This window comes from Streptomyces sp. NBC_01013, assembly GCF_045162765.1.
GTDB lineage: Bacteria > Actinomycetota > Actinomycetes > Streptomycetales > Streptomycetaceae > Streptomyces.
In genome coordinates this window covers 1033908-1057701 of the sequence record NZ_CP108687.1, presented here as the reverse complement: position 1 = coordinate 1057701, position 23794 = coordinate 1033908, and the positions used below count along the sequence as shown (strand labels likewise).

At 71.3% G+C, this 23794-nt stretch carries 19 protein-coding genes; 14 read left to right on the top strand and 5 right to left on the bottom strand.

Annotated features, from left to right (window positions below):
• Positions 1 to 55: 55 nt before the first annotated feature.
• Positions 56 to 1648: an alpha/beta hydrolase gene (locus tag OG538_RS04480; RefSeq protein WP_406090355.1), complete on the bottom strand. Its 1593-nt coding sequence runs from the start codon at positions 1646 to 1648 to the stop codon at positions 56 to 58.
• 124 nt (positions 1649 to 1772) lie between these two features.
• Positions 1773 to 2822 carry an Rv2578c family radical SAM protein gene (locus OG538_RS04475; RefSeq protein ID WP_406090353.1) on the bottom strand — a complete coding sequence of 350 codons (1050 nt, stop codon included), beginning with the start codon at positions 2820 to 2822 and terminating at the stop codon, positions 1773 to 1775.
• Between the two features lie 149 nt (positions 2823 to 2971).
• Here OG538_RS04475 and OG538_RS04470 point away from each other — a divergent pair, with 149 nt between their 5' ends.
• From OG538_RS04470 to OG538_RS04455, 4 genes are all read left to right on the top strand, one after another.
• Positions 2972 to 3415 (top strand): SRPBCC family protein, encoded by a 444-nt coding sequence (locus OG538_RS04470; RefSeq protein ID WP_406090351.1) that lies wholly within the window; start codon positions 2972 to 2974, stop codon positions 3413 to 3415.
• Between the two features lie 188 nt (positions 3416 to 3603).
• Positions 3604 to 6048, top strand: coding sequence for an MFS transporter (locus OG538_RS04465; RefSeq protein ID WP_406090349.1), 2445 nt, complete (start codon positions 3604 to 3606; stop codon positions 6046 to 6048).
• Between the two features lie 197 nt (positions 6049 to 6245).
• Entirely contained in the window at positions 6246 to 8693 is a 2448-nt protein-coding gene (locus tag OG538_RS04460) for a SpoIIE family protein phosphatase (RefSeq protein WP_406090347.1), read from the top strand.
• 114 nt (positions 8694 to 8807) lie between these two features.
• Positions 8808 to 9527: a class I SAM-dependent methyltransferase gene (locus tag OG538_RS04455; protein WP_406090345.1), complete on the top strand. Its 720-nt coding sequence runs from the start codon at positions 8808 to 8810 to the stop codon at positions 9525 to 9527.
• 392 nt (positions 9528 to 9919) lie between these two features.
• Here OG538_RS04455 and OG538_RS04450 read toward each other — a convergent pair whose 3' ends face one another.
• Entirely contained in the window at positions 9920 to 10804 is an 885-nt protein-coding gene (locus OG538_RS04450; RefSeq protein WP_406090343.1) for a LysR family transcriptional regulator, read from the bottom strand.
• A gap of 128 nt (positions 10805 to 10932) precedes the next feature.
• Between OG538_RS04450 and OG538_RS04445 the strand changes: the two genes are divergently transcribed.
• A complete protein-coding gene (locus OG538_RS04445) occupies positions 10933 to 11934 on the top strand; it encodes an aldo/keto reductase (protein WP_406090341.1) in 1002 nt (333 codons plus the stop codon).
• 78 nt (positions 11935 to 12012) lie between these two features.
• Here OG538_RS04445 and OG538_RS04440 read toward each other — a convergent pair whose 3' ends face one another.
• On the bottom strand, positions 12013 to 12354 hold the full coding sequence (locus tag OG538_RS04440; protein ID WP_406090339.1) for an ArsR/SmtB family transcription factor: 342 nt from the start codon (positions 12352 to 12354) through the stop codon (positions 12013 to 12015).
• 101 nt (positions 12355 to 12455) lie between these two features.
• On the opposite strand from OG538_RS04440, the gene OG538_RS04435 reads away from it, so the two are divergent.
• From OG538_RS04435 to OG538_RS04395, 9 genes are all read left to right on the top strand, one after another.
• Positions 12456 to 13433: a zinc-binding alcohol dehydrogenase family protein gene (locus OG538_RS04435; RefSeq protein ID WP_406090337.1), complete on the top strand. Its 978-nt coding sequence runs from the start codon at positions 12456 to 12458 to the stop codon at positions 13431 to 13433.
• 53 nt (positions 13434 to 13486) lie between these two features.
• Entirely contained in the window at positions 13487 to 14428 is a 942-nt protein-coding gene (locus OG538_RS04430) for a ketopantoate reductase family protein (protein WP_406090335.1), read from the top strand.
• A gap of 107 nt (positions 14429 to 14535) precedes the next feature.
• Positions 14536 to 15369 carry a M55 family metallopeptidase gene (locus OG538_RS04425; RefSeq protein ID WP_406090333.1) on the top strand — a complete coding sequence of 278 codons (834 nt, stop codon included), beginning with the start codon at positions 14536 to 14538 and terminating at the stop codon, positions 15367 to 15369.
• Positions 15362 to 16705 (top strand): M20/M25/M40 family metallo-hydrolase, encoded by a 1344-nt coding sequence (locus OG538_RS04420; RefSeq protein WP_406090331.1) that lies wholly within the window; start codon positions 15362 to 15364, stop codon positions 16703 to 16705. The genes OG538_RS04425 and OG538_RS04420 overlap by 8 nt, the downstream gene beginning before the upstream one ends.
• A 20-nt stretch (positions 16706 to 16725) precedes the next feature.
• Positions 16726 to 18714 carry a prolyl oligopeptidase family serine peptidase gene (locus tag OG538_RS04415; protein ID WP_406090329.1) on the top strand — a complete coding sequence of 663 codons (1989 nt, stop codon included), beginning with the start codon at positions 16726 to 16728 and terminating at the stop codon, positions 18712 to 18714.
• A gap of 11 nt (positions 18715 to 18725) precedes the next feature.
• Complete coding sequence (locus OG538_RS04410) at positions 18726 to 19670, top strand: LD-carboxypeptidase (protein WP_406099980.1); 945 nt, start codon at positions 18726 to 18728, stop codon at positions 19668 to 19670.
• A gap of 295 nt (positions 19671 to 19965) precedes the next feature.
• Positions 19966 to 21741 carry a CocE/NonD family hydrolase gene (locus OG538_RS04405; protein ID WP_406099979.1) on the top strand — a complete coding sequence of 592 codons (1776 nt, stop codon included), beginning with the start codon at positions 19966 to 19968 and terminating at the stop codon, positions 21739 to 21741.
• A 123-nt stretch (positions 21742 to 21864) separates the two neighbouring features.
• On the top strand, positions 21865 to 22104 hold the full coding sequence (locus OG538_RS04400) for a DUF1049 domain-containing protein (RefSeq protein WP_406090327.1): 240 nt from the start codon (positions 21865 to 21867) through the stop codon (positions 22102 to 22104).
• A gap of 57 nt (positions 22105 to 22161) precedes the next feature.
• Positions 22162 to 22722 carry a GNAT family N-acetyltransferase gene (locus OG538_RS04395; RefSeq protein ID WP_406090325.1) on the top strand — a complete coding sequence of 187 codons (561 nt, stop codon included), beginning with the start codon at positions 22162 to 22164 and terminating at the stop codon, positions 22720 to 22722.
• 33 nt (positions 22723 to 22755) lie between these two features.
• Here the strand turns inward: OG538_RS04395 and OG538_RS04390 are convergent, their stop codons facing one another.
• Positions 22756 to 23712 (bottom strand): MerR family transcriptional regulator, encoded by a 957-nt coding sequence (locus tag OG538_RS04390; protein ID WP_406090322.1) that lies wholly within the window; start codon positions 23710 to 23712, stop codon positions 22756 to 22758.
• Between the last annotated feature and the right edge of the window lie 82 nt (positions 23713 to 23794).

Here is a 23794-nt window from a genome sequence, read left to right as displayed (position 1 = left end):
CGAGTGCGACGGGATGTGTCCGTCGGCACCTCGCGGTGGTGTCGGCCCGGGCCTCTCAGCGCCGGTAGCCGAGGAGCCCGTGCAGCGTGGCGCCCCGGCTGTACGTGTCGGTACGGGAGGCCGGGCGGGCGGACTTGGCGGCCGCCGGCTTCGGATCGGGCGTCTTCGCGCAGACCGCGTCCACATCGCCGCCCTTCCCGCGCGGCACCGTGCCCTTGTCCAGATAGTCCGCCAGGTACTGGTCCAGGCACGCGTTGCCGCTCAGCGTGACGCCGTGGTTGGCACCGCCCTTCTCGACCACCAGGCGTGAACCCTTGAGCTTGCGGTGCAGGGTGACGCCGCCCTCGTACGGGGTGGCCGCGTCGTCCGTGGCCTGGAAGAGCAGTACCGGCGGCAGCTGGTGGTTGGAGACCCGTACCGGATTCAGCGGTTCCACCGGCCAGTCGGCGCACGGGGCGTTGTACCAGGTGTTGCCCCAGGTCATGAACGGGGCCTTGTCGTGGACCCGGCGGCTGTCGCTGCGCCAGACGTTCCAGTCGCCCGGCCACTGCGCGTCCCGGCACTGCACGGCCGAGTAGACCGAGTAGCCGTTGTCGCCCTCCGCGTCGACCGCACCGAAACGCTCGTACGCCTTGATCAGCGCCTTCTCGTCCTTGTCGTTCACGTAGGCCGCGAACGCCCCGGCCAGCGTCGGCCAGTAGCCGTTGTAGTAGCCGCCCGGCAGGAACGTGTCGTCCAGCTCACCGGCGCCGACCACCTTGCCCGCGGGGCGCTTCTTCACCGCGTCCCGCATCCGGTACCAGGCCGCCTCGACCTTCGCCGGGTCGCTGCCGAGCTTGTACGTGGCGTCGTACTTCGCCACCCAGGCGGCGAACGCCTTGTGGCGGGTGTCGAACGCGTAGTCCTGGCTGATGTTGTCGTCGTACCAGACCCCGTCCGGGTCCACGTTCGAGTCGAGAACCAGGCGCCGGACGCGGTCCGGGAACAGCTTCGCGTACACCGCTCCCAGGTAGGTGCCGTAGGAGTAGCCGAGGTAGTTGAGCTGGGGTGAGCCGGTCGCGCGGCGGATCACATCGAGGTCCTTGGCCGCGCTGACCGTGTCCATGTACGGAAGCAGGTCCGGGTACTTCTCCCCGCAGGCGGCGGCGAAGTCGCGGGCGCGGTTGCGATTGGCCTGTTCGTCCTGGACGGAGTGCGGCACCGGGTCGGGCCGAACCGGATCGAAGTACTTCGGTACGCAGTCCAGGGCCGGCCGGCTCCTGCCGACACCGCGCGGGTCGAAGCCGATCACGTCGTACTGGGCGGCCACCGCCTTGGGCAGTGACGCGGCGACGAAGCCGGCCATGGACAGACCGCTGCCGCCGGGGCCGCCGGGGTTGACCAGCAGCGGGCCCTGGAAGGTCTTCGCCGTGTGCGGGACCCGGGTCAGGGCGAGCGTGACCTTGCGGCCCGACGGGTCGTCATGGTCGAGCGGGGAGCGCACCGTCGCGCACTGGAGCGTCGGGGACGACTGGGTGAAGCAGTCGGTCCACTTGAGCGGCGCGGCGCGCTGCGTGCCGCTGTCGGCGCTCGCCGGTGACGGCGTGGCGGTCACCAGACCGGCGACCGTCGCCCCGACGGCGAACAGAATTCCTGAACGGTTCGTCATATGGCCTCCGTGGTGGGGAAACACGGCTGCGCGCGGCGCAGCCCCCGCCGCATGCTCCCCGTATTCGGGGCCGGTAGGACCTGTTCCGGTGAGAGATGACCCGTTTGCCGTCAGGGGAGCCGGGTCAGAGCAGGGTCAGCTGGGTGGGCCCGGAACCGGGCGGCGGGGTCTGCGGCTCGCCGCGCTCGGGGAAGGTGCGCGCGGGCCCGCGGTGCGAGGGGCCGATGCCGTACTCCGTCGCCAGCTCGTGCACGTGCCGGGTGATGCGGCGCTGGTACCACGTGGGTGCGTACGCGCCTTCCGCGTACAGCCTCTCGTATCGCCCCACCAGCTGCGGGTGGTGCCGGCCCAGCCACTCCATGAACCATTCCCGGGCACCCGGACGCAGATGGAGGACGAGTGGGGTTACGGACGTCGCGCCGGCGGCGGCGATCGCGCGGACCGTCGCCCTCAGCTGGTCCGGCCGGTCGCCGAGGTAGGGGATGACGGGTGCCATCAGCACCCCGCAGCCGATGCCGTGCTCGCTGAGGGTGCGTACGACATCGAGGCGCCGCTCGGGGGAGGGGGTGCCGGGCTCCACGGTCCGCCACAGTTCGGGGTCGGTGAAGCCCACGGAGACCGACACGCCGACCTCGGTGACCTCGGCGGCCTGCCGCAGCACCTCCAGGTCCCGCAGGATCAGCGTGCCCTTCGTGAGGATGGAGAAGGGGTTCGCGTGGTCGCGCAGGGCGGTGAGGATGCCGGGCATCAGCCGGTAGCGCCCCTCGGCCCGCTGGTAGCAGTCGACGTTGGTGCCCATCGCGATGTGCGCGCCGTGCCAGCGCGGGGAGGCCAGCTCGCGGCGCACCAGCTCGGGGGCATTGATCTTGACCACGATCTGCGAGTCGAAGCCGAGCCCGGTGTCGAGGTCCAGATAGCTGTGGGTCTTGCGCGCGAAGCAGTACACGCAGGCGTGGGTGCAGCCCCGGTAGGGATTGACGGTCCATTCGAACGGCATCCGGGAGGCTCCGGGTACCCGGTTCACGATCGAGCGCGCCCGGATCTCGTGGAAGGTGATCCCCCTGAACTCCGGGGTGTCGAAGGTGCGGGTCGTCACCGCGTCCGCGGCGAAGAGCGCGCCGCTACCCGTTGTGGTGGTTTTGGCGTGGTTATCAGCCAGATTGTCCCAGCGCATGGACGCCTCCTCGGTAGCACTGACCCGAGAATAGAACACTTGTTCCCTTGATCGTTTTCTCCCCTTCGTCCTGGGCCGGATTTTGAGCGGGGCTGCCGAGGTGGTTGGCTCAGCACACCCCCGAACAACCGAGTGCTGGAGGAACAGCCATGGCGCAGGTCGAGGCCACGACAGAGCGGATCATCGCGGCGGACGCGGAGACGGTGTTCGACGCGCTGGCCGACTACAAGGACGTCCGCGGCAAGGTGCTGCCGGGCCACTTCAGCGAGTACGAGGTCCGGGAGGGCGGCGACGGCGAGGGCACCCTCGTCCACTGGAAGCTCCAGGCCACCAGCAAGCGGGTGCGCGACTGCCTGCTGGAGGTCACCGAGCCGACCGACGGGCAGCTCGTGGAGAAGGACCGCAACTCCTCGATGGTCACGACCTGGACCGTCACCCCGGCCGGTGACGGGAAGTCCAAGGCTGTCGTCTCCACCGTGTGGAACGGTGCCGGCGGCATCGGCGGATTCTTCGAGAAGACCTTCGCGCCCAAGGGACTTGGCCGCATCTACGACGAGCTCCTGCAGAACCTCGCGGCCGAGGTGGAGAAGTAGTCTGCGGTCCCGCCGCCGGGCCTCACCGGTTCGGGTGGTTTTTCCGGCCGGTCGGTGGTGCGCCGTAGTGGCTCCCACCGGGGAATAAGCCCCCTGAGTGCGCCGTCAGCGCCCCCTCGTCGCGTTTGCCCTCGCTTGTCGCCCGATGCGAGAAATGGGCGGCGGCAGCGCGACGAGGGGAGCGGCACGTGGTGGGTGGGATCACTCTGGTGAAGGACGAGCCCGGCGATACGGGGAGCGCCGAGGCGGTGTCCGTGGCCGTCCCGCCTCCACCGCCCGTCGCGACGGAGCCCGCCGCCCCGGCCCCGGCGGGTGACGGAGCCACGGACCCCCGCCGCATCCGGCTCGTCTTCATCGGGCTGATGCTCACGCTCCTGCTCGCGGCGCTCGACCAGATGATCGTCGCCACCGCCCTCCCGAAGATCGTCGGCGAGCTGCACGGCCTGGAGAAGATGTCCTGGGCGGTCACCGCCTATCTGCTGGCCTCGACCATCGGACTGCCCGTCTACGGCAAACTCGGTGACCTCTTCGGACGCAAGGGCGTCTTCCAGTTCGCGATCGTCGTCTTCGTCGTCGGCTCCGCGCTGGCCGGCTGGTCGCGCACCATGGACGAACTGATCGCCTTCCGTGCCATCCAGGGCGTCGGCGGCGGCGGGCTGATGATCGGCGTCCAGGCGATCATCGCGGACGTGGTCCCGCCGAGGGAGCGCGGCCGGTTCATGGGGCTCATCGGCGCGGCCTTCGGACTCGCGTCCGTGGCGGGCCCGTTGCTCGGAGGCTTCTTCACCGACCACGCCTCGTGGCGCTGGTGCTTCTACATCAACGTCCCGTTCGGTCTGGTGACCTTCGTCGTCATCACCGTCGTGCTGAAGCTCCCCAAGCCCACGGTCCGGCCCCGGCTCGACATCCTCGGAGCCGTGCTGCTGGCCGCCGCCTCCACCTGCCTCGTCCTGCTGACCAGCTGGGGCGGTACGGAGTACGCCTGGGGGTCGCGCACCATCCTGGGACTGGCCGCCGGAGCCGCCGGGACGACTCTGCTGTTCCTCGCCGTGGAACACCGCGCGCCCGAACCGATCATCCCGCTGCGGCTGTTCCGCGACTCGATCTTCAACGTCACGGCCCTCGTCGGTGCGGTCGTCGGGGTGGCGCTGTTCGGTGCGGCCAGCTATCTGCCGACCTTCCTGCAGATGGTCGACGGGGCCACCGCGACCGAGTCCGGGCTGCTGATGCTGCCGATGATGGGCGGCATCGTCGGCGCCTCCGTCGTCTCCGGCCAGCTGATCTCCCGTACCGGCCGCTACCGCGTCTACCCGATCGCGGGCAGCGCGATCTCTGCGGTGGGCATGTGGCTGCTGTCCCGGCTCGAAACGGATACTCCACGGTTCGAGTACAGCATCGCGCAGGCGGTCCTCGGCCTGGGGATCGGCCTGATCATGCCGGTACTGGTCCTCGCCGTGCAGAACTCCGTGCGCCCCGCCGACCTCGGCACCGCCACCAGTGCCAACAACTACTTCCGGCAGATCGGCGGCAGCGTCGGCGCCGCCGTGTTCGGGACGCTCTTCGCCGGACGGCTGGCCGACGCGCTCGCCGTGCGGCTTCCCTCCGGAGCCGGCCTGCCCGACCCGGAGTCGATCACGCCGCAGCTGGTACACGCCATGGAGCCCGCACTGCGGGACGCCTACATCCAGGCGTACGCCGACGCAATGCCCCGGATCTTCCTCTACCTCGTGCCGGTCCTCGCGCTCGGCCTGTTCTTCGCCTTCTTCCTCAAGGAGAAACCGCTGGTGTCCCACCACAGCCCCGAAACCGCAGCCGAGCCCGCGACCATCCCCTCCGCCCGTATCGACCCCGGCACCCCCTCCACCGGGTACCTCTCCGGGGTGCCGGTCTGCGGCAGCGTCCAGCACTCCGACGGCACGAAGGTCCCGCGCGCCGCCCTCACCCTCATCGACGTCCAGGGCCAGCAGGTCGGCAGGGGCGCCAGCGGAGAGGAGGGGCGGTACGCGCTCAGCGTGCCCGGAGCCGGGTCGTACGTCCTCATCGCCGCAGCGGGGGGCCACCAGCCGCAGGCCGTCAGTGTCACGGTGGGTGAACGGCCCGTGGAGCTCGACGTGGTACTCGGCGGCGCGGGCCGGCTGGCCGGGACCGTCGTGACCGCGGACGGTCTTCCCGTACGAAACGCAGCCGTCACCCTGACCGACGTACGCGGCGAAGTGGTCGCCTCCACGCGCAGCGGGCGCGAGGGCGGGTACGTGATCACGGAACTGGTCGCGGGGGAGTACACCCTCGCCGCCTCCGCACCCGCCTTCCGGCCCGCCGCGCTGCCGGTCAGCGTCCAGGCGGCCAGGGAGACCCGGCAGGACATCGAACTGGCCGGCGGCGCGGTGCTGCGCGGGATCGTCCGGGCCAGTGGCGGACGGCCCGTCGAGGATGCGCGGGTGACGCTCCTGGACGCGGCCGGCAACGTCGTCGACACGCTGACCACCGGACCCGACGGCTCGTTCCGCTTCGTGGACCTGTCCACGGGCGAGTACACCGTGATCGCCGCGGGCTACCCGCCGGTCGCCACCGTGCTCCAGGTCGCGGGGGGCGGGCGCACGGAGCGTGACCTCCAGCTGGGTCACGAGGACTGAGGGCCGGACCGGTGGCCACCCGGCGAAGGGGCCGGTCACCGTTCCGCTTCGCCGCCTGGCCGGTGGTGCGGCACGGCTGGACGCGCCCACCACCCCCGCGGGGGTGATTCGGCCGATGCCCCGCGACACCGGACGCGGGGCCGTACCGTGGACGCACGCACCGCAGAACCTTGCGGTGAGGAAGGAGCCTTCCACCCATGGACCTCGGTGTGCCGCCGCAGAGGACACCGCACCCGCGTGACGCCGCGGCGGGCCGCGTGCCGCTCGCCGTGGTCGTCGTCGACACGGACGGCCTGGTTTCGCACTGGTCGACCGGCGCGAGAAAACTCTTCGGGGTCTCCCGGGAGGACGCCGTCGGTTGCCCCGCGGGTGAACTCCTGCCGGTCGCCGGTGCCTTACGGCAACGCGGAGACCCCTTGCCGGATGCGGCGTACGCCGAGTTCGGCCCCGAACTCGACAGTTCCCTCAGCGGGACCGTCGCCTACCCGGCGGCCGGCCGCGCGCGTGTCGACGAACCGGACCGCGGCCGCATCGACGTGCTGTGGTGGGCCTATCCGCTGGTCGGCCCGGGCCCCGAGCGTCTGCTCGTGCTCGCCGCGGACTCCGCGCCGCTGCGGGGCGACAGGAAGGGCGAGGCCCGGGACAACGAGACGATCGCCCCTGGATTCGCCCTTCACACCGACTTCCCCGGATACCGGGAGCTCTCCTCGCGACTGCCTGAGATCCTGCCGAGCATGAGCGTCCAGGAAGCCACCCGGATCGTCTCCCAGGTCCTGGAACTCGGATATCCCGTGCTGGAGTTCAGCCACCACGACCGGATCCCGGTAACTCCCGACTGGGGTGTACCGCGGCGCGCCGGACACCGCGCGGCCGACGGCCCGCAGGACGCCGTCGGGGGTTCCCCCGCGCCGCGCGCCGCACCCCGCCCCGAGCTGGACCTCGAATACGCGGCGGTCCGCGAGCGCCTGGAGTTCCTCAACGAGGTCAGTGGCCGTATCGGCACCTCCCTGGACCTGGAACGGACCATTCGCGAGGTCACGAGCGCCGCCGTGCCCCGCTTCACCGACTTCGCGGGTACGCATCTGCGCGCCGCGGTCCTGGCCGGCGAGGGCTTCCCCGACGGCCCGCCCGACGTCACGACGGTCTGGCACCGTGTCTGGGTCGAGCACAACGACGAACCGGGCCGCTGGGACGACACCGTGCCCGTCGGTGAATCCATCGCCTTCCCCGAGCACACCCCGTTCTTCCAGTGCATGGTCACCGGCGAACCGGTCATCGTGCCGTACGTCAGCGAGGAGTTGAGCAACCGGATCTCGGGGGAGTTCGAGAAGCGCGACCTGCGCCCCCTGATCACGCACCGCTCCCTGCTCATCGTCCCGCTCAAGGCCCGTGACGTGGTGCTCGGCTTCATGGTGCTGATGCGCCGCCCCGGTCGCGAACCCTTCGACGACATGGACCGCACCACCGGCGCCGAACTCGCCGCCAGGGCCGGTCTCGTACTCGACAACGCCCGCATGTACACGTACCAGGAGAACGTCGCCGAGACCCTTCAGGACAGCATGCTGCCGCAGATCGAACCGCGCATGGCGGGCTGCGACATCGCCACCCGCTACCTGCCCGGCGCCAGGCTCGGCAGGGTCGGCGGCGACTGGTTCGACTCGGTGAAGCTCCCCGGCTCACGCACCGCGTTCGTCGTCGGCGACGTCATGGGCCACGGCCTCAACTCGGCGGCGATGATGGGTCAGTTGCGTACGGCCGTACTGACCATGGCCACCATGGAGATGCCGCCCGCACAACTGCTGCGCAACCTCGACGACCTGGCTCAGCGGCTCGGTGAGCAGTACCTCGCCACCTGCCTCTACGCCGTCTACGACCCGATCCGCTCCGAACTCCAGATCGCCAACGCCGGGCACATCCCGCCCGTGCTGGTCCGGGCCGAGGACGGCCGGGCCGAGCTGCTCGACCTGCCGACCGGAGCCCCGATCGGCGTCGGAGGGGTCGCCTTCGAGACCGCCACCGTGCGGGTGCGCCCGGGCGACCGGCTGGTGCTCTGCACCGACGGTCTGGTCGAGGTGCGTGGCCAGGACATCGGAGCGGGTCTGGCCGCGCTCTGCGCCTCCGCCGCCCATCCCGCCGCGTCGATGGACGACGCCTGCGACACGATCATCCGGGCGCTGAATCCCAGTGGCGGCCGCAAGGACGACGTGGCCCTGCTGATGGCCCGGCTCAACGGCATCCCGGGCGACGACGTCGCCGAATGGCAACTGGCCCTGGATCCGCGCGAGGTGGCCCGGGCCCGCCGGCTCGTCCGCGGCCGCCTCCTCGACTGGGAGCTGCCGGACGCGGTGGAGGCAGCCGAGCTGATGGTCAGCGAGCTCGTCACCAACGCGGTGAAGCACGGCCGGACCCACCACATCGGGCTCCGGCTGGTGCGCACCGGGGCCCTGCTCTGCGAAGTCAGCGACGACGAGCCCGCCCCCGCCACGCTGCTGGGCGCCACCGAACACGACGAATTCGGCCGCGGGCTGGTCCTGGTGAGCAGCCTCGCCCGGGAATGGGGCACGAGCAGCACGGGGCACGGCAAGACCGTCTGGTTCGAACTGGCGCTCTCCCGTTTCCCGAACCCTCGGCCGGTCGCCTGGTGAAGGAGCGGCGTTCACCGCGCGGTCGATGCTGTACGCCCCCTTGCCCCGGGAGGCGGAGGACGGTAGTCCGGTGCTGAGCGAATAGCCTCGGGACGGCCGGACTTGGGAGCGCGCATGGATGTGTCACCGCAGTACCGCGAGGCGTGGGAAGGCTTCTGGTCGACGACGTCGGACGCACCCGGCGAGGCGATCTGGGACGCCGACCCCTCGCTGAGCGCCGTGCCGCACAGCGAACTGCTCCTGCCGTACGCTGACGCCTCGCTGCCCGTCGTCGACCTCGGCTGCGGAAACGGTACGCAGACCCGCTGTCTCGCGACCCGCTTCCCCCGGGCGATCGGTGTGGACCTCTCGCACGCGGCGATCGGCCACGCCCGGCGCGCGGACCCCGAAGGCGTCGCCGAGTTCATCCAGCTGGACCTCGTCGACGGGGACGCGGTGCGCGCACTGCACAAGCGGATCGGTGATACGAACGTCTACATGCGGGCGGTCATCCACCAGAGCGAACCCGAGGCCAGGCCGGCGGTCGCCGCCGCCGTGGCGACGCTGCTGGGGGAGCGGGGCCGGGCGTTCGTCGCCGAGCTGACCCCGGCCTCCAAGGATGTGCTGCAGCACGCATCGCAGGGGCCGGACGGGCCGCCCGAGAAGTTGCGACGCGTCTTCGAGCACGGGCTGAAACCGGCGAGCGCCACCGAGGAGGAGGTGCCGGAGGTGCTGCGGGCGGCGGGACTGACCACCCTCGACAGCGGTGACACGGTGCTGCCGCAGACCGAGTACCTGCCCGACGGGACCCGGATCGACCTGCCGGCGCGGTGGTTCGTCCTGGCCGCCCGCTGATCCGGGCACGCCCCCGGGACGAAGCCCGCGGACCACAGAGCGTGGGCGACCGTGATGTCGTCGAGGTCGTACGGCTGCGCCGATGGGTTCTGGCCCTGCACGACTGGCTGGACGTTCAGGTCAACGCCGAAGAGGAGACTGCCGAGCAGGCATGCACGAGACCCGGTATCCCCTGGAGGCGATCCGCCGGGTCGGCGGGCCGGACAGCTTGTTCGTCATCTGAGCGCGCGGTGGCTAAGGGCAAGGCAGGCAGGCCGTTCAGCGGAAGCGGATGCACCTGGCAGGTCCGCTTCGCCGACGCCGGCCCGGCTGCCCTGGACTACCCCGCCGCCTGCGAGGTCGACCACGCCCGCGTCCTCGGGCGCTGCGAGCCCACCACGGCATCGTGCCCTTCACGAAGCCTCCCGCACGAGCGCCATCAGCGCACGCGCTCCCGGGCTCATCGTCTGCGCCGCCGGCAGCACCACGACGCTCTCGTAGTACGGCTGGTCCGCACCGTCGAGCGCGACCGCCGCCAGACGACCGGCCTCGGGCTTGCGGGAGAAGTGGTGCGGCACCACCGCGATGCCGAGCCCCTCGCGCACCAGCTCCAGCAGGCTGTGTACGTCGTTGACCTCCAGCGCCACCGTACGGCGCACCCGCGAGGCCGCGAACGCCCCATCGGCGGCGCGGCGCGGCCCGAAGTCCGGATGGAAGTCGATGAACGCCTCACCGGCCAGCTCGTCCCATCCGACCCGGTCCGCCGCGGCCAGCCGGTGGCCTGGCGCGCACAGCAGGACCATGGGCTCGCGGGCCAGCGGGACCAGCTCGCCGCGCCATCCCACGGGGGAGACCATGGCGGCGAAAGCGATGTCCAGGCGCCCGTCGGCCACCCCGTCGACCAGGTTCGTCGTCCCCTCCTGGCGGAGCCGGATCTCCATGTGCGGGTGTTCGCGGTGGAAGGCGGCGAGCAGTCGTGGCAGGTTCAGCCCGGCCACACACTGCTCCACGCCCACCGACAGGGTGCCGCGCAGCAGCCCCCGCACGGCGTCGACGGCCTCCTTCGCCGCCCGCGCTCCCGCCAGGGTGCGTTCGGCCTCCACCAGCAGGGCGCGCCCGGCCTCCGTGAGCCGCACGCTGCGGGTGGTCCGGCTGAACAGAGGCGTCCGCAGCTCCTGCTCCAGGGCCCGGACGGAGGCGGACAGGCCGGACTGCGACACGGCGACCCGCTCGGCGGCCCGGGTGAAATGCTGTTCCTGGGCGACGGCCACGAAGTGTTCCAGCTGACGCAACTCCATGATTGAGAAATATAGGCGCTGAATCCCAGCGGAATCTCCTGTTGGACTGCTGGATCGTTGTGAGCGAGCCTGGACCCCGCACGTCGTACCCCGCCGTGAACCGGAACGATCTCTCCCGTGGAGCCCGCATGTACATCCCGTCCGCCGACCGCTACCAGGACATGCCGTACCGGCGCACCGGGCGCAGCGGTCTGAAGCTGCCCGCCCTCTCGCTCGGTCTGTGGCACAACTTCGGCGGTGACCGGACGCCGGAGTCCCAGGCGCAGATCCTCCGCCGGGCGTTCGACCTCGGCATCACCCACTTCGACCTGGCGAACAACTACGGCCCGCCGCCCGGCTCCGCCGAGACGGCCATGGGCCGCGCGCTGGCGACGGACTTCGCCCGGCACCGGGACGAGATCATCGTGTCCACCAAGGCGGGCTATCTGATGTGGGACGGCCCGTACGGGGAGTGGGGCTCGCGCAAGAACCTCCTCTCCTCGCTGGACCAGAGCCTCACCCGCCTCGGGCTCGACTACGTCGACATCTTCTACTCCCACCGGCCCGACCCCGAGACCCCGCTCGAAGAGACGATGGGCGCCCTCCACTCGGCGGTGCAGCAGGGCAAGGCGCTGTACGTGGGCGTCTCCAACTACTCGGCCGAGCAGACGAGGGAGGCCGCCCGGATCCTGAAGGACCTCGGCACCCCGCTGCTCATCCACCAGCCCCGCTACTCGATGCTGGACCGCTGGGTCGAGGACGGCCTGCTCACGGCGCTGGACGAGCTGGGTGTCGGCTCCATCGCGTACTCGCCGCTGGAACAGGGCGTCCTCTCGGACCGCTATCTCCGCGGCATTCCGCAGGGCTCACGGGCGGCAGGCAGCAGCCCGTTCCTGACGGCCGAGGCCGTGACCCCCGAGCTGGTCGGCCGACTTCGCGAACTGAACCAACTGGCTTCCGACCGCGGCCAGTCGCTGGCCCAGATGGCCCTGGCATGGGTGCTGCGCGGTGGCCGGGTCACCTCGGCGGTGGTCGGGGCGAGCAGCGTCTCCCAGCTGGAGAACAGCGTCGAGGCGATCCGGAACCTCGACTTCGGTGACGAGGAACTCGCCCGGATCGAGAAGCTGCTGAAGGGCGCGAAGCGCCGCTGAACGACGGACGGCCGGCGCTTCCGCTTGCGGGGGCGCCGGCCTTTCGCGTGCCCCGGCCGTCCGGTCGAGGAGGCCCGTTCAGACGTCGTCCGCCCGCAGCAGCAGGTCCAGCAGGCCCGGGAAGCGTGCCTCGAACTCCTCGCGGCGCAGGCGGTTGACCCGTTTCGGGCCCATGTCGCGCTGTTCCACCAGGCCCGCTGCGCGCAGCACGGCGAAGTGGTGGCTGAGTGCGGCCTTGCCGACGGGTACGTCGAAGCTGCCGCAGCTGCGCGTCCAGTCCTCGGAGCCCGCCAGGTCGCGTACCAGCTGGAGGCGGACGGGATCGGCCAACGCGGACAGGGCTCCGAGCGTGGAGACCTCCGCCGGGTCCGTATGGACCGGAGCGGCGCGGTGTCCGCTGCCCGCAGGCTGGTTGGGCATCGTGTGCTCCCCGTTTCCGTGACCCTTGCCGAGTGTTCGATGGATATCTTACACTCCAAGTGTTCGCTTTTCGTTGAACACTTCTCAGGGGGCGGTCTGTCATGCGTGCGATCGAGTTCGAGGAGTACGGCGGGCCCGAGGTGCTGACCGTGGTCGAGGCGGTCACCCCCGAGCCCGGTCCCGGTCAGGTGACCATTGACGTCGCCTACGCGGGAGTCAACTTCGCCGACCTCAAGGCCAGGGCCGTCGGGTACCGGGTCCCCGAACTGCCCTTCGTTCCGGGCCTGGAGGTGTCGGGCCGGGTGCGGGCCGTCGGTGAGGGGGTCGAAGGGCTGAGGCCCGGGCAGGAGGTCGCGGCGTTCCTCGACGGCGGTGGATACGCCGATGTGGTGGCCGTACAAGCCGCCACCGTCTTCCCGCTCCCCGACGGCGTTGACCTGCGCACCGGCGCCACCCTGCCCACCGTGCTGCCGACCGCACACGCCCTGCTGCACGAGATCGGGAGGCTTCGGGCCGGCGAGAGCGTGCTGGTGCAGGGTGCGGCCGGAGGAGTCGGCACGGTGGCCGGGCAACTGGCCAGGACCGCGGGCGCCGGAGCCGTGTACGGCGTGGTGTCGTCCGCCGCGAAGGCCGACTACGCCCTGGCCCACGGCTACGACGAGGTGTTCGTCGGCGACACCTTCCCGGACGAGGTCCGGCGCGCCACCGGCGGCCGGGGCGTCGACCTGGTGCTCGACCCCGTCGGCGGGGACACGCTGCGCCGCGGCGTCGACGCGCTCGCCGTCTTCGGACGGCTGGTCTCCTTCGGCAACGCGAGCGGCGCACAGCCCTGGAGCGTCGGGCAGAGCGAGCTCTACCCGGGCAGCAGGTCGGTGGCCGGCTTCTCCATCCTGGAGCTGGCCGCGAACGACCCCGCCACCCTGCGCGGCGTCGCGGAGCGCGCCTTCCGTGCCGTGACCGACGGGCACGTCGACCTTCCGGTGACGGCCGAGTTCGCGCTGGCGGACGCCGCCGACGCACACCTGCTGATGGAAGGGCGGACGTCGACCGGCAAGCTGGTCCTGCGAATCGGCGGCTGAGTGGCCCCGCCCCTCACCCCGAACCCTTGATCGGACCCCGGAAGGTGCACTACATGAAGATTCTGGTCGTAGGAGCAGGAGCCACCGGTGGCTACTTCGGCGCCCGGCTCGTGCAGGCGGGCAAGGACGTCACCTTCCTGGTCCGTCCCCGCCGCGCCGTCGCCCTCCGGGAGCGGGGGCTGCGCATCACCGGACTGGGGGAGGAGGAGACGGTCACACCCCGGCTCGTCACCGCGGACGAAATCTCCGGCCCCTACGACCTGGTGCTGCTCTCGGTGAAGGCCACGGCCCTGGACGGGGCCCTCGACGACATCGCACCGGCCGTCGGCCCGGCGACCGCGATCGTGCCCCTGCTCAACGGAATGGCGCACCTGGCCCGGCTCAACGAACGGTTCGGCGAGAAGGCTGTGCTGGGCGGCGTCGCCAGGATCATCACCACACTGAACGCGGAAGGCGACATCGTGCGTCTCGCCCCGGTCGCCAGCCTGACGATCGGTGAGCAGCAGGGGCCCGGCACGTCCGAGCGGGTCGACGCGATCGCGGCCGTCCTCGACGAGGCGGGCATCGACACGCACCGGTCCAAGGACGTCGTCGCGGCGATGTGGGGCAAGTGGGTGTTCATCAGCACCCTGGCAGGGCTGACGTGCCTGATGCGCGGAACGGTCGGCGATGTCCGCGCCGTTCCCGGCGGACAGGGTTTCGTGACCGCCCTCCTGGCCGAGTGCGCCGCCGTCGCGGCCGCCGCCGGCCACCCCGTGCGGGAGAAGGAACTCGACGCCGTCGCCGCGATGCTCACCACCGACGGATCGACCCTCACCGCGTCGTTGTACCGCGACGTGACCCAGGGCGTCCCGACCGAGGCCGAGCAGGTCTTCGGTGACCTCGTGGACCGGGCCCGCGGCCTGTCCGTCGACACGCCGCTGCTCGACCTCGTCACGCTGAACCTGCGCGTCCACGAACAGCGCGTCCACGAACACCGCACCGCCTCCGCCTGAAAACCCACGCACCCGCGCGCCAGGGCACTGGGCCTTCAGTGGCATGGACCTCTGGAGGTCTCGGCGGCCCTGGCCTGCGCGTTCATCGGCGCGTACCGTGTGGCCGCATGAAGATCCTCGTCAGCGCCGACATGGAAGGCGCCACCGGTGTGACCTGGCCGGCCGATGTACTGCCCGGCACACCCCAGTGGGAGCGGTGCCGCTCTCTGTTCACCTCCGACGTCAACGCGGCCGCCCTCGGCTTCTATGACGGGGGTGCCGACGAGGTGCTCATCAACGAGGCCCACTGGACCATGCGCAACCTGCTGCTGGAGCGGCTCGACGACCGTGTCCAGATGCTCACCGGCAAGCACAAGTCACTCAGCATGGTGGAGGGCATCCAGCACGGTGACGTCGACGCCGTTGCCTTCGTCGGTTACCACACGGGCGCCGGTACGGAGGGCGTCCTGGCCCACACCTACCTGGCCAACTCCATCACCGGAGTGTGGCTCAACGGGGTCAGGGCCAGTGAGGGTCTCCTCAACGCCCACGTGGCCGCTGAGTACGGCGTCCCCGTCATCCTCGTCACCGGCGACGACCTGACCTGCGTGGACGCCGAGGGGTACGCCCCCGACGCCCGGACGGTCGCCGTCAAGGACTATGTGTCGCGCTACGCGGCGGTCTGCCGCACCCCTGCCCGTACCGCCGCCGACATCCGTGCGGCGGCCAAGGAGGCGGCCGCACTCGCCGGGCGGTACACGCCGGTGGACGGCGGGCCGTTCACCGTGGAGCTGGAGTTCGACGCCGAGCACCTGGCTGCCGCGGCCACCGTCGTGCCCGGCGTGGCACCCTCCGGCGAGAGGCGTGTCGCCTACACCAGCGCGACGATGTACGAAGGTATCCGCACGTTCAAGGCGGTGACGACCATCGTGTCGTCCGCCGTGGAGGAACAGTATGGCTGAGGCGAGCACCCCCCAGGACAGCGTCGACGAGCTCGCGCTCGACGAATCGGTGACGTTCACCTCCGAACTGATCCGCATCGACACCACCAACCGGGGCGGCGGCGACTGCCGTGAACGCCCGGCCGCCGAGTACGTCGCCGAGCGGCTGGCAGCCGCCGGACTCGAACCGGCGATGCTGGAGCGCACTTCCGGCCGCACCAACGTGGTCGCCCGTATTCCGGGTACCGACCCGTCCGCGGGCGCGCTCCTGGTCCACGGTCACCTGGACGTGGTGCCCGCCGAGGCCGACGACTGGACCGTGCACCCCTTCTCCGGCGAGGTGCGCGACGGAGTCGTCTGGGGCCGTGGCGCCATCGACATGAAGAACATGGACGCGATGGTCCTCGCCGTCGTCCGGTTCTGGGCAAGGGCCGGCATCCGCCCCCGCCGCGACATCGTGATCGCGTACACCGCCGACGAGGAGGCCAGCGCCGACGACGGCTCAGGATTCCTCGCCGAACAGCACGCCGCACTTTTCGACGGGTGCACGGAAGGCATCAGCGAGTCGGGCGCCTTCACCTTCCACGCCGGGCCGAACATGCCGCTCTACCCCATCGCCGCGGGCGAACGCGGCACCGGATGGCTCAAGCTCACCGCCCACGGCAAGGCGGGGCACGGCTCCAAGGTCAACCACGCGAACGCGGTCAGCCTGCTCGCCGCGGCTGTCGCCCGGATCGGCGAGCACGAGTGGCCGGTGCGTCTCACCCCCACCGTCCGCGCCGCACTCACCGAGATCGCCGCCCTGCACGGCATCCATCCCGACCTCGACGCTCCCGGCTTCGATGTGGACGAACTCCTCGGCAAGATCGGCCCGGCCGCCGACCTCGTGGCGCCGACCATCCGCAACAGCTCCAACCCGACGATGCTGGAAGCCGGTTACAAGGTCAACGTGATCCCGGGCCATGCCACCGCCTACATCGACGGCCGGATGGTCCCCGGCGGCGAGGACGAGTTCCACGCCACGCTGGACCGGCTGACAGGGCCCTCGGTCGACTGGGAGTTCCACCACCGCGAGGTGCCGCTCCAGGCACCGGTCGACTCACCCACCTTCGCCAAACTCCGGGCGGCCGTCGAGCTGTTCGACCCGGACGGCCACGCCGTGCCGTACAGCATGTCGGGCGGCACCGACGCCAAGCAGTTCTCCCGGCTCGGCATCACCGGCTACGGCTTCTCGCCGCTGAAACTGCCTCTCGGCTTCGACTACCAGGCCCTCTTCCACGGCGTGGACGAGCGCGTCCCCGTAGAGGCCCTGCACTTCGGCGTCCGGGTCCTGGACCACTATCTGCGCACCGCCTGAACCACTCGGGGGAATTGATCATGGTATCCGCACAGGCCTATGGAAGCTGGCCGTCACCGATCGACGCCGCGCTGGCCGCCTCCCGCGACGGCCGCCCCGAGTACGTCGGAGCAGTCGGCGACGAGCTGTGGTGGACGGAACCGCGCCCGGCCGAGGCCGGCCGACGCGCGCTGATCCGCCGGTCGGCGGACGGCACCACCACGGAGCTGCCCGCGCCGTGGAACGCCCGCAGCCGTGTCATCGAGTACGGCGGACGGCCCTGGGCCGGCACCGAACGCGCCGAGGGGGGACCGCTGATCGTCTTCGTCCACTTCGACGACCAGCGGCTGTACGCCTACGCTCCCGACGGGCCCCGTGAGCCGTGGCCCCTGACCCCCGTCTCCGGGATCGGCGGCGGACTGCGCTGGGCCGACCCGCGACTGCACCCGGACCGCGGCACGGCGGGTGAGGTCTGGTGCGTCCTGGAGGAGTTCACCGGAGAGGCACCCACCGAGCTGCGCCGGGTGCTCGCCGCCGTGCCGCTGGACGGCTCGGCGGCCGACGACCGGTCCGCGGTGCGCGAACTCCTCGATGACGGGCACCGGTTCGTCACCGGCCCCGAGGTGTCGCCCGACGGGCGGCGCGTCGCCTGGATCGCCTGGGACCACCCGCGGATGCCGTGGGACGGTACCGAGGTGAAGCTCGCCGACATCGGTGAGGACGGCACGTTGCACGGCGTCCGGACCTTCGTGGGCGGCCCGGAGGAATCCGTACCGCAGGTCCGGTGGACAGCCGATGGGCAGTTGCTGTTCGCCAGTGACCGCAGCGGGTGGTGGAACCTCTACCGAGCCGATCCGGACAGCCGTGCCGTCGACGCACTCTGCCCCCGGGAGGAGGAGTTCGCAGGACCACTGTGGAAGATCGGGCTCAACTGGTTCTGTCCGCTGGACAACGGGCTGATCGCTGCGCTCCACGGCAGGGGATCCACCACGCTCGGCATCCTCGACCCGGAGACGGGTGACCTCGTCGACATCGCCGGGCCCTGGACCGAATGGGCCGAAACCCTCGCCGTGCAGGGCAGCCGCGTCATCGGCATCGCGGCGAGCCCGCACAGCGCGTACGAGATCGTGGAGCTGGACACGGCGACGGGACACACCCGTATCATCGGCGCGCCCCACGAGGACGCGGTCGATCCCTCGTACTACCCCGAACCCGTCGTCCGCACCTTCACCGGCCCCGGCGGCCGCGAGATCCACGCCCAGGTCTACCCTCCGCGGAGCCCCGATCGGACCGGCCCGGACGGCGAGCTGCCACCCTACGTGGTGTGGGCCCACGGCGGCCCGACCGGCCACGCAGCCCTCGTGCTCGACCTGGAGATCGCCTACTTCACCTCGCGCGGCATCGGAGTCGCCGAGGTCAACTACGGGGGCTCCACCGGCTACGGCCGGGCCTACCGCAACCGGCTGCGCGAACAGTGGGGCATCGTCGACGTGGAGGACTGCGCAGCCGTCGCCGGGGCACTCGCCGCGGAGGGCACCGCCGACCCGCGCCGGCTCGCCGTCCGCGGTGGCAGCGCCGGCGGATGGACCACCGCCGCCTCGCTGACCGGAACCGACGTCTACGCCTGCGGCACGATCATCTATCCCATCCTGGACCTGACCGGCTGGGGCACCGACGAGACCCATGACTTCGAATCCCAGTACCTGGAGTCGCTGGTCGGCCCGCTCGCCGAGGTCCCCGACCGCTACCGCGACCGGTCCCCGATCAGCCGCACCGACGGGCTCACCACTCCCTTCCTGCTCCTCCAGGGCGAGGACGACCCGATCTGTCCGCCCGTGCAGTGCGAGCGGTTCCTGGCCGCGGTCCAGGGGCGGGGCATCCCGCACGCCTATCTCACCTACCCGGGGGAGGGGCACGGCTTCCGGCGCGCGGAGACCATGATCAGCGCCCTGGAGGCCGAACTCTCTCTGTACGCACAGACATTCGGAATCGACCGGACCGACGTGCCGCGGCTGGAGCTGAAGAAGTGACAGGGGAGCAAGTGGACCTCGCGCCCCTGACCCGCCCCGCGCGGCTGCGGGCCGGCGCGAGGGTCGCCGTCGTGTCCCCGAGCGGGCCGGTGCCGGTCGACCGGCTGGAACCGGGCCTCGACCTCCTGCGGGGCTGGGGACTCGACCCGGTGGTGATGCCGCATGTGCTGGACGTGCACCCGGAGTTGGACTACCTCGCCGGTACCGACGGGATGCGGGCCCGGGACCTCCAGGATGCCTGGTGCGATCCGTCCGTCGACGCGGTGATCTGCGCTCGCGGCGGGTACGGGGTCCACCGCATGGTTGATCTGGTGGACTGGGCGGCGATGCGGGCTGCCGGGCCGAAGGTCTTCGTCGGATACAGCGACATCACCGTGCTCCACGAGGCTTTCGCCCTGCGGACGGGGCTCGCCACGCTGCAGGGCCCGATGGTGGGCACCGAGACCTTCCTGAAGGACCCGCGAACCCAGGAGTCGCTGCGCGCCACGCTGTTCGAGCCCGAGACGGTCATGACGCTCGGGCTCGACGGGGCGAGGGCCCTGGTGCCGGGGCGGGCCCGGGGCATCACGTACGGCGGCTGTGTGAGCCTGCTCGCCGCGGACCTCGCCACCCCCCACGGCCGCACCTCGGCCCGCGGCGGGCTGCTGGTCATCGAGGACACCACCGAGGACCCGTACGGCATCGACCGCATCCTCACCCAGCTGTTGCGGGCCGGGGCGCTCGATGGACTGGCCGGAGTGGCCTGCGGTTCGTGGGCGGGCTGCGGACCGTACGAGAAGGTCCGGGCGGTCCTCGCCGACCGGCTCGGCCCGCTGGGCGTTCCCGTCGTGGAGGAGCTCGGTTTCGGACACGGCCCCACCGGACTGACGATTCCGCTCGGGGTGCCGGCCGTGCTGGACGCTCCGGCGGACGGTGGTCCGGCCACGCTCACGGTCGAGGTGCCCGCGCTGGTCTGAGCGCACCGCGACCTGGCGAGGGCCCCGGCGCCATGCCGGGGCCCTCGCGGTGTCCGGCCGCCGTGTGCCGAGGGTGTTCCCGGCGGGGCCGTCGGACGAGAAGCTGAACGACCTTCAGGAATCGCGGCCCCGGGCGTTGACATGGCTATGACCTGTGTCACAGCATGGGCGCGGCCCAATACTTACCGGTCGGTAAGGTGTCCTCGGTGTGGAGGTCCTCGTGTCGCGTGCTGTCTCCGGTTCCCGCTTCCGATCCCGGTCGAAGTCGTCGAGTTCGTCGAAGTCGTCACAGTCCCTGTCCCGCAGACCGCTCGCCCTCGTCGCCGGGGCCGCGCTCGCCGCGCCCCTGGTGCTCGCCGGCACCGCACAGGCGGGGACGGGCGCTGCGTCCGAATACACCGTCACCCCGCTGAAGTTCACCGTGTCCGCGGGCGGACGTTCCTGCGCCGTGGACGCCGACCTCTACCGCCCGGCCGGGGCCGACGCCCGGCACCCGGTGCCCGCCGTCATCGCCACCAACGGCTTCGGCGGCAGCAAGTCGGACGGTTCGACCGACGGGATCGGCAAGGCGTTCGCCTCACGTGGCTACGCCGGACTCGTCTACTCCGGCCTGGGCTTCGGAAAGTCCGGCTGCCTCATCACGCTCGACGACCCGAAGACGGACGGCCGCGCGGCGGCCGCCCTCGTCGACTTCCTCGGCGGCACCCGGGCCGCCGACGACGGCACCAAGGCCGACTTCATCACCCAGGACGGCCCCGGAGACCCCACGGTCGGCATGATCGGCGGCTCGTACGGCGGAGCCATCCAGATGGCTACCGCGGCGGTCGACCCCCGCGTCGACGCCCTCGTCCCGCTCATCACCTGGAACGACCTCGGCTACGCACTCGCACCCAACAACACCGGCGCGAGGGAGGGCGTCTCCTCCGACACCGCCGGCGTCTTCAAATGGCAGTGGACCAACGGCTTCTACCTGATGGGGGAGGGGCAGACGATCCTCAGCCCCAGCCTCGACCCGTCGCGCTTCGGCAGCCTGAACTGTCTCCACTTCGCCGCACAGGCCTGCGACACCATCCGGCTGCTCAACTCCGGCCGCTACCCGGCCGACAGGACAACCGCCATGCTCGACTACGCGCGCAGCGTCTCGCCCGTCTCGTACCTGAACCGCGTCAAGGCACCCACTCTTCTGGTCCAGGGCCAGGCCGACAGCCTGTTCAACCTCAACGAGGCCACCGCCACGTACCGGACGCTCAAGGCGCAGGGCACCACGGCCAAGATGATCTGGCAGGCCTGGGGCCACAGCGGCGGCCAGGTGGAGGGTGAACTCGACCTGGGCCAGGGCAATCTGGAGAGCAGCTACGTCGGCGGGCGCATCCTCGCCTGGTTCGGCCGCTATCTCCGCCACGAGCCGACGACGGACACCGGACCGGAGTTCGCCTACTACCGGGACTGGCAGAGCGGATACGGCACCGCGGACGCCGTTCCCGGCCTCACGCGGACGATGTACCTCTCCGGCGACGGCAAGCTCGTCGACAACCGCGCCGAGGTCGCGCGCGGCAGCCGCCAGTACGCCAACTGGCTGATCCCCACCAGCCACTCGGAGAGCTCGCTCGCCGGAATCGTCGGTCTCCCCGACCCGAAGCCGTACGACACCAAGGGCACCTACCTCGGCTGGACCAGCGCCCCGCTCACCTCGGCCGTCGATGTGGTCGGGGCCCCGAAGGCCACACTCAAGGTGGTCTCGCCGAAGACGGAGCGCGTGCAGAACAGCGGGGACGCCGCCGACAAGCTCGTCCTGTTCGCCAAGGTGTACGACGTGGCGCCGGACGGCACCAGGACGCTGGTCGACCGGCTCGTCTCGCCGGTCCGGGTGCCTGACGTGACCCGCCCCTTCACTGTCCGGCTGCCGGGGATAGTGCACCGGTACGAGGCCGGGCACCGGCTGGAATTCGTGATCGCGGGAAGCGACAGCGCGTACTTCGGCAACCGGGGCATCAAGCCTGTCACGGTCGTCAGCGCGCCGCAGGACACCGGGGTGCTGCAGCTGCCCGTGGTCGGCGGCACGGCGAAGTGACGCGGTAGCACGGCTCACGGCCGTCACTCGAATGGCCGTACAGCCCCGCCCCCGGGCACCCGGACGGAGTCATCCTGGTGCTCCGGGGGCGGTGGCGTATCGGAACCAGGAAGGGGCCGCTTCATGAGCCCGAAGGATGTGTCGAGCGGCAGCAAGCACAGCACGGGTGCGTTCACTCCGGCCCGCATCCTTGTGATCATCATCGCGATCCTGTCGATCGTGTTCATCGTGGAGAACACCGAAGAGGTCGAGGTCCGCCTCATCGTTCCGCTGGTGACCATGCCGCTGTACGTGTGGCTCATCGTGATGTTCCTGGCCGGTATGGCCTGCGGCGCGTACTTCTTCCGCAGGCGCACCAAGTAGGCGTACTCCGCCGCCGGGCCCCCTACGGGCCGGGCGGCGGCGATCTACGCTGGTCGGATGTCCGACACCACCTACTTGGCCGAGGGACCGCGTACGGCGATCCGCCCCTTCACGCACGCCGATGCGGACGAGTTCACCGCCCGGGCCCGGGAGAGCCGGGAGCTGCACCGGCCCTGGCTGTTCCCGCCCGCCGACCCCGACACGTACGCCGCCTATGCGGGGGCGCTCATCGGGGACCCGACGAGGTCCGGGCTCCTGGTGTGCGAGCGGCACGGCGCCGCCGGAAGCCCGGCTGCCGACGGTGCGATCGCCGGGTTCATCAACATCAACAACATCGTCATGGGCGGATTCCGCTGCGGTGCGCTCGGCTACGGCGGCTTCGTCCACGCGACCGGACGCGGCCTGATGAGCGAGGGGCTCGGCCTCGTCATCGACTACGCCTTCGGGCCGCTCGGCCTGCACCGGCTGGAGGCCAACATCCAGCCCGGGAACGCGGGCTCGATCGCCCTGGTGCGCAGGGCGGGCTTCCGCCTGGAGGGCTTCTCACCGGACTTCCTGTTCATCGACGGGGCCTGGCGGGACCACGAACGGTGGGCGATCACGGCGCAGATGCGCTGACGCCCGGAACGGGAGCCGTGCCGCCGGGGCGCGTCAGCCCGCCGGTGCGGCTGTCTGCTCGTGCAGCGCGGCGAACAACCAGTCGTGTGCCGACCCGGGGGTCGGCTCAGGGGGTCCACCCGGCGTCGTGATCACGTCGGCCACCAGCTCCCAGTACCGGTCGATCCGCGGGTCGGTGGCGAGCTGTCCGGCCAGCTGCCTGCGGAAGGCCGGGGTGTCCCGGCTGCCGTACGCGCTCGCGTACGCGTCCACGAAGCTGTCCAGCTCCTCGCCGGGGCAGGGATCACAACCCCGGCGCAAGGGTGTGCCGGCGAGCTCGTACGCCTGCGCGAGGCCCGCGTACAGCACGGCAGAGCCTCGGGCTCCCGCGTTCCTGTGCGCCTCGGGCTGGGGCCGCTCCGAGCCCGTGCACGGGCGGGTCACGAACGCGTTCAGCCGGGCGAAGGCGAGCACCTGGGCCGGATCCGGTTCGTCGGGGGGCTGAGGCACCGCGGCGTCCAGGAAAGCGGCCGTGGCCCGGGCCGGCATCCGCGGCGGCAGCCAGGCCCGCCAGAACCGGGCCAGCGGGGCCGTGCTCGGCGGAGCGGCCACCGCCCCGATCAGGCGCAAGCGGTCGGCCCGCTCGCCGGGCGGGCACTCCAGCACCAGCCGCATCCCGGCCTCCCGCCAGCGCAGGGCCGTGAGCTGCGAGCCGAGTTCGCGCAGCTGCCCCGCGACGGCGTTCTCCAGCACGCTGCCCGCCCCGTCCGTTGCCGTGTCCTCCTCGTCGAGGACGCGGCGCACCTCGCGCACCGGGAGTCCGAGGGCGCGTAGCGAGCGGAGCAGGCGCAGGCGGCCGAGCGCGTCGGTACCGTACCGGCGGTGGCCGCCCGCGCTGCGGGACGCCTCGGGCAGCAAGCCGTTGTCGGAGTAGAAGCGGACGGCCTTGACGGTGACGCCCGCGCGCTCGGCGAGCTCACCGATGCTGCACAGGCCGTCGTCGTGCGACATGAACACTTGAACCTCCCTCAGGGGGAGCTTCTACCGTACCGGCGAGGGCGGCCGGCGATCGTGGCCGGTCCGCCGACGGAGG

Bases quoted from the DNA above. Each gene is read 5' to 3' on its own strand.
- OG538_RS04480 (WP_406090355.1), bottom strand. From the start codon at position 1,648: ATGACGAACCGTTCAGGAATTCTGTTCGCCGTCGGGGCGACGGTCGCC.
- OG538_RS04475 (WP_406090353.1), bottom strand. From the start codon at position 2,822: ATGCGCTGGGACAATCTGGCTGATAACCACGCCAAAACCACCACAACG.
- OG538_RS04470 (WP_406090351.1), top strand. From the start codon at position 2,972: ATGGCGCAGGTCGAGGCCACGACAGAGCGGATCATCGCGGCGGACGCG.
- OG538_RS04460 (WP_406090347.1), top strand. From the start codon at position 6,246: ATGGACCTCGGTGTGCCGCCGCAGAGGACACCGCACCCGCGTGACGCC.
- OG538_RS04455 (WP_406090345.1), top strand. From the start codon at position 8,808: ATGGATGTGTCACCGCAGTACCGCGAGGCGTGGGAAGGCTTCTGGTCG.
- OG538_RS04450 (WP_406090343.1), bottom strand. From the start codon at position 10,804: ATGGAGTTGCGTCAGCTGGAACACTTCGTGGCCGTCGCCCAGGAACAG.
- OG538_RS04445 (WP_406090341.1), top strand. From the start codon at position 10,933: ATGTACATCCCGTCCGCCGACCGCTACCAGGACATGCCGTACCGGCGC.
- OG538_RS04440 (WP_406090339.1), bottom strand. From the start codon at position 12,354: ATGCCCAACCAGCCTGCGGGCAGCGGACACCGCGCCGCTCCGGTCCAT.
- OG538_RS04435 (WP_406090337.1), top strand. From the start codon at position 12,456: ATGCGTGCGATCGAGTTCGAGGAGTACGGCGGGCCCGAGGTGCTGACC.
- OG538_RS04430 (WP_406090335.1), top strand. From the start codon at position 13,487: ATGAAGATTCTGGTCGTAGGAGCAGGAGCCACCGGTGGCTACTTCGGC.
- OG538_RS04425 (WP_406090333.1), top strand. From the start codon at position 14,536: ATGAAGATCCTCGTCAGCGCCGACATGGAAGGCGCCACCGGTGTGACC.
- OG538_RS04420 (WP_406090331.1), top strand. From the start codon at position 15,362: ATGGCTGAGGCGAGCACCCCCCAGGACAGCGTCGACGAGCTCGCGCTC.
- OG538_RS04415 (WP_406090329.1), top strand. From the start codon at position 16,726: ATGGTATCCGCACAGGCCTATGGAAGCTGGCCGTCACCGATCGACGCC.
- OG538_RS04400 (WP_406090327.1), top strand. From the start codon at position 21,865: ATGAGCCCGAAGGATGTGTCGAGCGGCAGCAAGCACAGCACGGGTGCG.
- OG538_RS04395 (WP_406090325.1), top strand. From the start codon at position 22,162: ATGTCCGACACCACCTACTTGGCCGAGGGACCGCGTACGGCGATCCGC.
- OG538_RS04390 (WP_406090322.1), bottom strand. From the start codon at position 23,712: ATGTCGCACGACGACGGCCTGTGCAGCATCGGTGAGCTCGCCGAGCGC.